This window comes from Paenibacillus sp. Y930 (assembly GCF_056786375.1).
In genome coordinates, this window is the sequence record NZ_JBXCIX010000002.1 from 623,898 (window position 1) to 635,595 (window position 11,698).

General features: G+C 38.2%; 8 protein-coding genes. 7 read left to right on the forward strand and 1 reads right to left on the reverse strand.

What is annotated here, in order from left to right:
* Positions 1–96: 96 nt before the first annotated feature.
* The gene (htpG, locus tag AC1TO5_RS08185; RefSeq protein WP_482062299.1) at positions 97–1,977 is read left to right on the forward strand and encodes a molecular chaperone HtpG; all 1,881 of its coding nucleotides are present in this window, start codon (positions 97–99) and stop codon (positions 1,975–1,977) included.
* A gap of 102 nt (positions 1,978–2,079) precedes the next feature.
* Here htpG and AC1TO5_RS08190 read toward each other — a convergent pair whose 3' ends face one another.
* Entirely contained in the window at positions 2,080–3,111 is a 1,032-nt protein-coding gene (locus AC1TO5_RS08190) for a LacI family DNA-binding transcriptional regulator (RefSeq protein WP_482062300.1), read from the reverse strand.
* A 307-nt stretch (positions 3,112–3,418) separates the two neighbouring features.
* Between AC1TO5_RS08190 and AC1TO5_RS08195 the strand changes: the two genes are divergently transcribed.
* The 6 genes from AC1TO5_RS08195 (at position 3,419) to AC1TO5_RS08220 (ending at position 11,683) form a co-directional block, all read left to right on the forward strand.
* Positions 3,419–4,771: an ABC transporter substrate-binding protein gene (locus AC1TO5_RS08195; protein ID WP_482062301.1), complete on the forward strand. Its 1,353-nt coding sequence runs from the start codon at positions 3,419–3,421 to the stop codon at positions 4,769–4,771.
* 115 nt (positions 4,772–4,886) lie between these two features.
* Positions 4,887–7,793: an extracellular solute-binding protein gene (locus AC1TO5_RS08200; RefSeq protein WP_482062498.1), complete on the forward strand. Its 2,907-nt coding sequence runs from the start codon at positions 4,887–4,889 to the stop codon at positions 7,791–7,793.
* A gap of 15 nt (positions 7,794–7,808) precedes the next feature.
* The gene (locus tag AC1TO5_RS08205) at positions 7,809–8,714 is read left to right on the forward strand and encodes a carbohydrate ABC transporter permease (RefSeq protein ID WP_482062302.1); all 906 of its coding nucleotides are present in this window, start codon (positions 7,809–7,811) and stop codon (positions 8,712–8,714) included.
* Positions 8,711–9,583 (forward strand): carbohydrate ABC transporter permease, encoded by an 873-nt coding sequence (locus tag AC1TO5_RS08210; protein WP_482062303.1) that lies wholly within the window; start codon positions 8,711–8,713, stop codon positions 9,581–9,583. Before AC1TO5_RS08205 ends, AC1TO5_RS08210 begins: the two co-directional genes overlap by 4 nt.
* 10 nt (positions 9,584–9,593) lie before the next feature.
* On the forward strand, positions 9,594–11,066 hold the full coding sequence (locus AC1TO5_RS08215) for a gluconolactonase (protein ID WP_482062304.1): 1,473 nt from the start codon (positions 9,594–9,596) through the stop codon (positions 11,064–11,066).
* Entirely contained in the window at positions 11,063–11,683 is a 621-nt protein-coding gene (locus AC1TO5_RS08220; protein WP_482062305.1) for a Yip1 family protein, read from the forward strand. The genes AC1TO5_RS08215 and AC1TO5_RS08220 overlap by 4 nt, the downstream gene beginning before the upstream one ends.
* Positions 11,684–11,698: the final 15 nt, after the last annotated feature.

Here is an 11,698-nt window from a genome sequence, read left to right on the forward strand (position 1 = left end):
GAAATTGATATATGGTATATAACTAGTATTAGCACTCAAGTAGACAGAGTGCTAATACAAATTAATGATTGTAGTTGAAGGGAGATTGGAATCACGATGGCTAAACAGCAATTTAAAGCAGAATCCAAACGACTATTGGAGATGATGATTAACTCCATTTACACACAAAAGGAAATTTTCCTTAGAGAATTACTTTCTAATGCAAGTGATGCTATGGATAAAATTTATTATAAGGCGTTAACTGATGATCAATTAGTATTCAATAAAGAGGACTATTTCATCAAAATTTCAATCGATAAAAGTGCTCGTACAGTAACGATTACGGATACAGGTATCGGGATGACGAAGGAAGAGCTAGATAATAATTTAGGCGTAATTGCTAAGAGTGGCTCGCTTGCATTCAAATCAGAAAATGAAGCTCAAGATGGACATAACATTATCGGTCAATTCGGTGTTGGTTTCTATTCTTCATTCATGGTTGCTGATCAGTTAGTTGTAACATCGCGTGCACTAGGCAGTGATGAAGCATATCGCTGGGTTTCTGATGGTGCAGACGGTTATGTGATCGAGGCGGCTGAAAAAGCAACAATTGGTACTGAAATTGTTATGCATATTAAAGAAAACACGGAAGATGAACAATATGATGAGTATCTGGAACAATATCGCTTGAAAGCTATTGTTAAAAAGTACTCTGATTTTATTCGTTATCCGATTAAGATGGATATTGCTTCACAACAACCAAAAGCGGATGCTGAAGGTGAATTTGAAGAGGTTGTGGAAGAAGAAGTACTTAACAGTATGGTACCTCTATGGCGTCGCAACAAAAATGAACTAACAGATGATGATTACAATCTCTTCTATATGGACAAGCGTTATGGCTTCGATAAGCCGTTGAAGCATATTCATATTAGCGCAGATGGGGCTGTTGTATATAATGCCATTCTATTTTTACCTGAAAGCCCACCATATGATTTCTACACGAAGGAATATGAAAAAGGGTTAGAGTTATATTCTAATGGCGTACTAATTATGGAGAAATGCGCTGATCTACTTCCAGACTATTTCGGATTTGTGAAAGGTATGGTTGATTCAGAGGATTTATCGCTTAATATTTCTCGTGAGTTATTACAACATGATCGTCAATTGAAACTAATTGCGAAGAACATTAAAAACAAAATCAAATCTATGCTACAAAGCTTATTGAAAGACGAACGTGAGTCATATGAGAAATTCTATGCATCATTCGGTCGTCAATTGAAATTTGGCGTATACAATGATTATGGTATGCATAAAGACGACTTGCAGGATCTACTATTGTTCACATCTTCCAAAGAAAACCAGCTTGTTAGTCTTGCGGAATATGTTGAACGTATGCCAGAAGATCAAAAATATATTTACTATGCAACAGGTGAATCTGTAGCGAGAATCGAAAAATCGCCACAGCTTGAAGTTGTAATAGATCAAGGCTACGAAGTATTGTATTTAACGGATGATATTGATGAGTTTGCTCTTAAAGTAATCCAAAGCTACAAGGAGAAAGAATTCCGTTCGATCTCTAGTGGAGATCTGGGCTTCGATGTGAATAGCAGCGAAGATCAGGAGCAAGCAGATTCTGAGGAAACAAAAGAATTATTTGCTGGTATGCAATCTTTACTTGATGGCAAAATCAAAACGGTTAAAGCTTCGAAACGTTTGAAAAGTCATCCCGTATGTCTTTCTTCCGAAGGCGAGTTGTCCATCGAAATGGAGAAAATCTTGAAAGCAATGCCTGATGCTAATGGTGTTCAAGCGGATAAAGTATTGGAAATCAATATTAATCATGATGTGTTCCGCGCGCTACAACAAGCGTACGGTAGTGATCAAGAGAAATTCGCTCTATATACACAGTTGTTGTATAGCCAAGCTCTACTGATTGAAGGATTATCGATTGAGGATCCTGTTGAGCTGAGCAATAATATCTGTCGCGTAATGGTCTAGGGGTTCGCTTGTGATCACGATGATTATGCTGACGTTCAATATATAGAAAGAGGAAGCAGGGATGGCCCCGTTGGGCTGGTCTCTACTTCCTCTTTTTGTTGATTATATTTTTTGCAAAGGTTTGCTGTATTGTCTATTTAAGATTAGTTCCGCACTTAATAGTTTGCGTTCATAGGGTTGATTCGGGTTGATAATACGCCAGAACAATTGATCTACAGCACGACTACCTATAATCTCTTTATTCACATTAGCGGTTGCATATAAAGGTAATTCAGGATAGGTATAGTCAAAGCCTGTAAGGATACAATCACGAGGCACTTGTATGCCAATGCCATTTAGTGCCTCGATAGTGAACATTGCGGTAGTATCGTTTGCGCATACAAACACTTCAGGAATTCCATCCTGTTGAACAGCTTCTAGAATTGCATCTTGTATATGCTCTAAAGTGGGCGAGATTAGTATTGGATTCTGATTCAGCTCGATATTGTGATCTTCTAAAGCAGTACGATAAGCTAACCAGCGTTCATTGAAGCTGTGTGCATCGTGAATCTTTCCAATAAATTGATACTTACGGTATCCATCACTTATCAGTTGTTTCATAATTTGTTGAACAGCTATCATGTTATCTGAAAAAATGGTATCGCATTGCAAATTCGAATCAAGGTGATCTACCATTATGATCGGTATATTGAGACTCTGTATATCTAGCAATATCGAAGCAGCGATTGAACCAAGTGTAATAATGCCCTTAATGGCATCGGGATTCAATAAGGAAAAAATAGAATCATTAGGAGGTTCAGTTAATGTAAGAATGTTAACCCCTTTTTGATTCAAACGAGTAGAAATACCATTGAAAAGAGGTCCCCAATATAAAGATTCCGTATCTTGATATGGAATGTTAGGGAACAGAACAAGTATGGTACCAGTCCATGTTTCAGATGGGATTTCTACAATAGGAGAATAAACTTTCTTTAAAGGCTTATCTTTAAAATAACCTAATTGTTCCGCACTTTGAACAATATATTGTCTTGTTTCAGGGCTAACACCGGATTTTCCAGATAAAGCTCGAGAGACTGCGTATTTGGACATGCCAACTTCATTCGCTATATCTTGTATCGTTATCTTATTTCTCATGCAATGGATCACTTCGCTTCGTTTGTTATTTTTGTTATTTCAAACATAGCATGGTAGCTATCGTTTTGCAACGATATTATATATGAAATGTAAATAATTATGCGATATACTAATTTCATTCGTGGAAATTATTATATTGACCAAACTGTTAGGGTTATGTTAATATTTGTTATGTAAAGAAACACTAACAAAATAACAACTCATAACAAATTTAGATGCGTTATGTGAGAGTGCAACAATTTATTTTACATCATTTGTCCAGTTTTGTTGGTGTGACCTAAACATAATAAAAATGGGAGGTTCGACAATGCGTAAATTGAAAGGGTTTTCATTTTTGCTTCTTTGTCTAGTAATGGTACTTACAGCTTGTGGTGGTGGTAAAAGTCCAGCTAATGCTACACCAACTCCAACACCTAATCCAGTAGAAGAAACAACACCAACTCCAGCACCTGAGCCAGAAGAAACATACGATCTTGATGGACGTGTCATTAAAATTGCTGCTTGGTGGGATCTAACTCCACTAGGTGAAACACAATCAGATATTAACAGACTAGAAAAGATTAAAGCAGTAGAGGAAAAATATAAGGTGAAGATCGAATTCGTGAACGTTCCATTTGAAGAAATTGTTGCAAACTTTACGAATAGTGTACTTAGCGGCGAACCATTCGCTGATATCGTACAACTGGAGTATAAAGCAGCATTACCACTTATTAAGCAAGGACTAATTCAACCTATTAGTGAATTTACCGATTCAGAAAGCAACATTAATAACGAAGGTAACTTGTTAACGAAGTATTCACCAATCGCTGGTGATTACTATGGATTCGACAATCCAACATCACTTGGTGCGGGTATGCACTATAATCGTGCTATATTCGAGCAACTTGGTCTTCCAGACCCGAAAGAGTTGTATGCAAATGGTGAGTGGACATGGGATAAATTCCTAGAGATTGCTAAGCTAGCAACAAAAGATACGAACAATGACGGTAAAAATGATGTATTTGGATTCGCTGGATGGAGTCTAGATGTGTATAAACATTTCGCCGTATCTAACGGTGTACGTATCGCTGATGAGGAAAATTTAGTTGAAGGGCTGTCTAGTGCAGGTTCTATTGAGACAGGCGAGTTCTTGAACCAACTATATAATGTAGATAAAGTCGTAAAAGTTAGTACCGGTGATCCAATGGATTGGAATGAATCTAACACTTTCAAAGACGGCGATGTAGCAATGTTTACAGTAGCTGAATGGAATCTAGGCGGATTGACTTTTGATTTTGGAATTGTGCCAATTCCTAAAGGTCCGAGCCAAACAACAGAATACACATATGCCAATTCAGCTGCTGCTACAAAGTTTATTGGTAAAGGTGTTAAAGATGCAAAATTAGTATATCAAATCTACGAAGAAACTTTTGATATTCCAATGCTTGAAGATTATCCAGGTCAAGATTATTTAGAGGGTATGTATGGCTTCGAAGATGATGTTGATATGTTACGTAATCACATTGCTGGCACTGGCTTAATCACTCTTGATGACGCTTTCCCTGAGTTCCCTACTTGGGCATTTGTAAATGATGTTGTTGTTAATAAAGTTAGTGCTTCTGCCGCTGCGGAGACTCATAAAGGTCCAGCAGAAGCTGCAGTACTAAAACTTGGTAATTAATTGAATGAATTAATTAAGAAAGGGAAGTGTATTATGCCTTCCCTTTTCTTATACCAATAATTGTACATAGCAATAGCTGAAGTGAGGAGGAAACTGGGTGAGCCGTCAGCATAGGATGCCAAATAAGGCTACAGCGATCGTTATATTAGGGGCATGCTTGCTCATAATAACGACAACCATCCTTATTGTGAATACGTTTTCAAATAAAGACAATCAAGTCATACCGACTACTAATGATTTTTTGGCAACGTCTCTAAGCGGAGATAATAGCTATGCATCATACCTTTCTCAGCATAAATCTACAGTACAACCTGACTCAATGATCGTCATTGATGCAACAGAGTACGCTCAAGTGGCTGGAACTGAGTTTGAACTAGTGCAGGTTGAAGGGATAGAAGGTTCAGCACTCTACACAGGTGAGACAGGTACTGTGCAATGGGATTTTGAGGTAGAGCAAGCAGGACTATATCAATTAGAAGTGCTTTACTATCCTATTGAGGGAAAGAGCTCGTCCATCGAAAGAATAATTGCTATTGATGGCGTAATTCCTTTTGATGAAGCACAATTTATCCAATTCGATCGATTGTGGAATAACGAATTATCCGAAATTAAAGTAGATAATCAAGGGAATGAGTTACGCCCAAGGCAAGTCGAAGCTCCGCGATGGACAACGAAGCTCGTTCAAGATTCTAATGGCTACATAACAGAGCCATTCCAATTTTACTTTAGTAAAGGTACACATAGCCTTTCGTTCCAAGCTTCTCGCGAGCCTATGGTACTGAAAGAATTACGCTTGAAGCAGCAACAAGCTGTACCAACCTATGAATCGTTATTGCAACAATATGAGCAAGCAGGAATAAAAGAGACAACAGGAATACAGATTCGACTCGAAGGTGAATCTGCTCTTGTAAAATCTTCTCCTACACTCTATCCCGTTAGTGAACGTACTAGTGCAGCGGTATCACCATATAGCGCTTCACTAATAAAAATAAATACAATTGGCGGATTTAACTGGCGCATGCCAGGACAATGGGTGGAATGGGAAGTAGATGTTCCTACTGATGGTTTGTACAATCTATCATTTGTAACTCAGCAGAACTGGGTTAGAGGAATTTATTCTACTAGAAAACTTTATATTGATGGTCAAGTTCCATTCCAAGAAATGAATGCAGTGGGCTTCAAATACAAGAGTGGTTATCGTCTCGAAACACTCGGTATAGATGACAATCCGTATTTATATCATTTCACTGAGGGTAAACATACGATTCGTATGGAAGTTACACTAGGTCCATTTGCCGAACTAATCTCAGAGGTTGAAGACTCTTTATACGAACTAAACTCGACCTATCGTAGTATTCTTATGATTACAGGAACGAAGCCTGATGAATTTCGTGATTATCAACTTACGGATAAAATCCCTAATTTAATCGAGAATTTAACGAACGAACGTGATCGATTAAAAGCTGTAGCAGCTCAATTGAAACTGTTAGCTGATGGTTCCAGCGATCAAGAGGCATTATTGAAAACAATGACTGTCCAACTTGATGAAATGATCAAAAAACCTGAAAATATTCATCGTAAGTTAACGGAATATAAGACGAATACGGGTGGTCTAGGTACATGGGTTCAACAAGCTAGAGAACATCCACTTGAGATCGATGCCATTCTACTAACTTCACCAGATGAGAAGATTAAAGTAGATGGATTAGGTTTGATGGCTAAAGCTACGCATGAAGTAAAGACGTTTGCTAATTCCTTCTTTATTGATTACAACAGTATCGGCAACGTATCTGATACTGCAGATCAACGGACAATTACTGTATGGATTGGTAGCGGTCGTGACCAAGCGAATACGATGAAAGCAATGATTGATGAGACGTTCACATCGGAGACAGGGATTAACGTCAATCTGAAGCTTGTCCAAATGCATACGCTATTACCTGCAACGTTAGCAGGGCAAGGTCCAGATGTTGCAATGCAAATTGAAAATGATATTCCAGTTAACTTTGCCATGCGTAATTCATCGGTTGATTTAACGCAATTTGAAGATTTCGCTGAGGTAGCGACACGCTTCCGCTCAAGCGCAATTGTCCCATATCAATACTCTGATGGAGTATATGCTTTACCTGAGCAGCAAACATTTAATATGTTGTTCTATCGTAAAGATGTGTTGGAGGAGCTGGGATTAGAAGTTCCAACGACTTGGGATGAGGTATCTTCTTTACTAGCAGTATTAAGTAAAAATCATATGGAGTTTGGGATGCCACAAGTGATACAAGCGGCAGTTCAAGGTCAGAATATTCCACCTAACTCACTCTTTGCAGCGTTATTATTCCAAAACGGTGGTCAATTCTATCGAAACGATGGCAGGGAATCGGCTCTTGATTCACGTCTAGCTATTGAAACATTTAAGACATGGACAGAATATTATACTGATTATAAATTAGAACGTGAATATGATTTTGCAAACCGTTTCCGCACAGGTCAAATGCCAATCGGAATTGCAGATTACACGCTTTATAATCAGCTCACTGTATTTGCACCAGAAATTCGTGGTCTATGGGGATTTGCACCAATGCCAGGTACAGTGCAAGAGGACGGATCAATTAACCGCCGGGTACCAAGTGGTGGCTCATCTGTAATGATGTTAGAAAAAGCTGACGACAAAGATGCCGCATGGCAATTTATGAAATGGTGGACTAGCGACGATACGCAAGCGAAATTCGGTCGTGAGATGGAAGGATTAATGGGTGCAGCAGCTCGTTATCCAACGGCTAACATTAATGCGCTTGATAGTTTACCTTGGCCGGTTGAAGATTACAAGCAATTGAAAGAGCAATTCCAATACGTAGTTGGTATTCCTGAAGTGCCAGGTGGTTATTTCACTGGTCGTCATCTATTCAATGCATTCTACAAATCGGTTATTGGTGAAGTAGAAGCTAGGGAAGCTTTAATGGATTATACCGAATATATTCAAGATGAGATTGACAACAAACGAGAAGAGTTTGGATTGCCACAATAAGGAGGGAAGAACAGCATGTCCAACTGGTGGAGCACGAAATGGGAAGCAATGAAACGCAGCAAACAATCCTATATCCTATTAGCGCCGTATATGATTTTATTTGCAGTATTTACAATATTACCTGTAATGATCTCGATGATCTTAAGCTTTACATATTTCAATATGCTAGAATTCCCTAAATTTATTGGCTGGCATAATTATTCCAGACTGTTTTTAGAGGATGATATTTTCTTAGTTGCGATCAAAAATACCATTCTATTTGCAGTGATTACAGGTCCGATAAGTTATATTGCGTGTTTTGTATTTGCTTGGATTATTAATGAGCTATCTCCTAAGCTACGAGCTTTTATGACGCTAGTATTCTATGCGCCTTCAATTTCAGGTAATGTGTTTTTCATCTGGCTAATGATCTTCTCAGGTGATCGCTACGGTATTGCTAATGGTTTTCTTATTAAATTAGGCATACTGATGGAACCCATTCAATGGCTGAAGCAGGAACAATACATTCTAGCAATTATTATTATCGTTCAATTATGGTTATCTCTGGGAACGGGTTTCCTAGCATTTATTGCTGGTCTACAAACGGTAGATCGTACGCTTTATGAGGCGGGCGCAGTAGATGGGATTCGTAATCGTTGGCAAGAATTATGGTTCATTACGTTGCCTTCGATGCGTCCACAATTAATGTTTGGTGCGGTTATCCAGTTAACGACCTCACTGGCCGTCGCCGAGGTATCGATCGCATTAGCTGGGTTCCCGAGTGTGAACTATGCAGCAGAAACAATCGTTACCCATTTAATTGATTATGGTACAACGCGATTTGAGATGGGTTATGCCTCCTCCATTGCTACCGTACTATTTATTATTATGCTAGGTACAAACCTCATCGTACAAAAATTATTACGTAAGGTAGGTGAATGAGCATGCCCTTCTCTTTCAAATTACGCACAAAAAGGGTAAATCGCTCGTTCTGGGGGAGCTTTAGTTTATTTACCATACTAGCTTTCTTTGGAGCATTTATGATTTTGCCTTTGGTGTATGCGGTTAATAATGCATTTAAGCCATTAGATGAAATATTTTTGTTCCCACCGACGTTGTTCGTACGTAATCCGACCTTTAACAACTTTAGCGATTTACTTAATTTATTAGGAGAATCTTGGGTACCGTTCAGTCGTTACATCTTTAATACGGTATTCATTACATTAATGGGTGTTGTCGGTCATGTTATATTTGCTTCGGCGGCAGCATACCCGCTCGCAAAGCATCGCTTTCCAGGCAAAAAAATCATGTTCCAAATTGTTGTTTTATCTCTAATGTTTACACCAGCAGTTACAGCAATTCCGAATTATATGGTAATGAGCTGGCTAGGACTTATTGATTCATACTGGGCTGTTATCATTCCCGCATTCGCATATTCGCTTGGCCTATATCTAATGAAGCAATTTATGGAGCAAATGCCAGATGCACTACTGGAAGCTGCCAAAATTGATGGAGCAAGCGAATATCGTATTTTTTGGACAATTGTTATGCCAAATGTAAAGCCTGCGTGGTTAACGTTAATCATCTTACAATTCCAAATTTTATGGGGTAGTGATGGAAATGGATTTATTTATAGTGAACAACTAAAAAGTCTACATTTTGCAGCGAATCAAATTATATATGGTGGAATAGCTAGGGCAGGTGCGGCAGCGGCAGTAGCGCTAATTCTGATGAGCGTACCGATCACATTATTCATATTTTCACAAAGTAAAATCATTGAGACGATGGCATCATCTGGTATGAAGGAATAGGAGGGAAATTATGTTCATTAAGAAATGGATATCAGCTATCGTAATGGCTTCCCTTCTCTTCTCGAGTAGTTTGATCGATGTGGCGAAGGCAAGCACACCCTATGAAGCTTATAACTATAACTTTTGGAAAGAGGCCGTTGCTTCTCCAGCAGCTTATATACCTGAGAAAACGATATATGGGATGGATTTAGGGATAGGCACATTATTAGAGCCTAATGATATGGCAATAGGTAGTGACGGTACAATTTATATTGCGGATACAGGAAATAAGCGAATTGTTGTTATTAATGAACAATGGCAAGTTGAGCAGATTATTGAAGGGTATACAACTTTGGCGGGAATGAAGACGAATTTTCAAAATCCAACAGGTTTATATGTAGATAGCGATAATTTACTGTACGTGACAGATTCCTTATTAGGTCAAGTTATTGCGTTCGATGACCAGTATAATATGAGACTTGTTATTGAAAATCCGCAATCAGATATTATTGCTGCCGGGTTCAAATTCGTTCCACAAAAAATAGCCGTAGACGAAGCAAAACGTATGTATGTCGTAGCGAATGGTGTGTTTGAAGGAATTATGCAATTCGATATTGATGGATCATTTTTAGGGTATATCGGAAAAAATGAAGTTCAGCGTGATTATTACGAAATTTTATGGAGATCACTTTCTACGAAGGAACAACGCAGTCAGATGGTGTTATTTATACCTACTGAATTTTCTAATCTTGATGTCGATCATAAGGGGTTTGTTTATGCGACTAATATTGATTTGAACACACAAACACCGATTAAACGATTGAATCCTTCTGGAGAAGATGTATTGAAAAGATTCGGTTATTTCGATGTAAGAGGAGATATTTTATTTCGATTCTCAGTAGGACCATCTGTTTTTGTTGATATTAAATATTTAGGTGATGGTCTTTATAGTGCATTAGATAGACGTCAAGGTAAAGTATTTACATATGACGCAGAAGGCAATTTACTTTATATCTATGGTGCACTTGGCAATCAGATGGGAACATTCAAAACTCCTGTCGCGGTTGAATTTGATGGAGAGAAGCAATATATATTGGATCGGGCCAAAGCTAATATTACAATACTTAAACCTACAAAGTTTGGAAGTCTCGTTAATAGGGCATCTCGTTTGCATTATAACGGATATAGTCAAGAAGCTGTTCCGCTTTGGGAAGAGATACTTACACTGAATAGTAATTATGATGTAGCATATATCGGAATTGGACGTTCATTAGTTATGGCGAAGCAGAATGAGGAGGCAATTTTCTACTTCAAGCAAGGTATGGAGCGTGAACAATATTCTGTTGCATTCAAGCGTTATCGTCGTGAAGAACTGAAAGAACATTTTAGTGTAATGATGACAACGATTCTTATCATTGCCATTGCAGCATTTGGCTTGTTTATATGGCGCAAGTTGCGTAGAAATAATAACAGTCATTCCGTTGGGAGGGATCAAGCGTTATGAAGCATGATTTCATCAACTTCCCACTACAAGTTATCTTCAAGCCGTTCGATAGCTTCTGGGATATGAAGTATGAAAACAAAGGTAAGTTAAAAGTTGTTTATACTCTTATCGGTCTAACAATTCTTGCTTTCATTCTACAGAAGAAGTATGCAGGTTTTCTTGTTAACTATTCCGATCCTCGTACACTCAATAGTATTATGGATATCGTTACCGTAATCTTACCATTTTTACTATGGTGTGTTGCCAACTGGTCCATTACAACGCTAATGGGTGGTGAAGGGAAATTTTTAGAGATTGTAAAGGCGACAGGATACTCGCTAACTCCGATTATTCTTGTTTATATACCAATGACCTTTATAAGTCGGTTTATGGCAGAAGAGGAGACGGCATTCTACTACTTGCTTATTTCGATTGCATCATTGTGGTTCCTATGGCTGCTCTTTATTGGAATAATGACAGTACATCAATACACCGTATTGAAAACAATCATCACAATTGGACTAACGATCATTGTGATGGGGATTATCGTTTTCCTTGGCGCACTTGTATTAAGTATGGTTCAACAAATCTATGAATTTATTTATAACGTATACCGTGAAATGCTGTTCCGAACGTAAAAAGGGGAGGCAACC

Excerpts from the sequence above, each read along its gene's own strand:
- htpG (WP_482062299.1), top strand. The coding sequence starts at position 97 with ATGGCTAAACAGCAATTTAAAGCAGAATCCAAACGACTATTGGAGATG.
- AC1TO5_RS08190 (WP_482062300.1), bottom strand. The coding sequence starts at position 3,111 with ATGAGAAATAAGATAACGATACAAGATATAGCGAATGAAGTTGGCATG.
- AC1TO5_RS08195 (WP_482062301.1), top strand. The coding sequence starts at position 3,419 with ATGCGTAAATTGAAAGGGTTTTCATTTTTGCTTCTTTGTCTAGTAATG.
- AC1TO5_RS08200 (WP_482062498.1), top strand. The coding sequence starts at position 4,887 with ATGCCAAATAAGGCTACAGCGATCGTTATATTAGGGGCATGCTTGCTC.
- AC1TO5_RS08205 (WP_482062302.1), top strand. The coding sequence starts at position 7,809 with ATGTCCAACTGGTGGAGCACGAAATGGGAAGCAATGAAACGCAGCAAA.
- AC1TO5_RS08210 (WP_482062303.1), top strand. The coding sequence starts at position 8,711 with ATGAGCATGCCCTTCTCTTTCAAATTACGCACAAAAAGGGTAAATCGC.
- AC1TO5_RS08215 (WP_482062304.1), top strand. The coding sequence starts at position 9,594 with ATGTTCATTAAGAAATGGATATCAGCTATCGTAATGGCTTCCCTTCTC.
- AC1TO5_RS08220 (WP_482062305.1), top strand. The coding sequence starts at position 11,063 with ATGAAGCATGATTTCATCAACTTCCCACTACAAGTTATCTTCAAGCCG.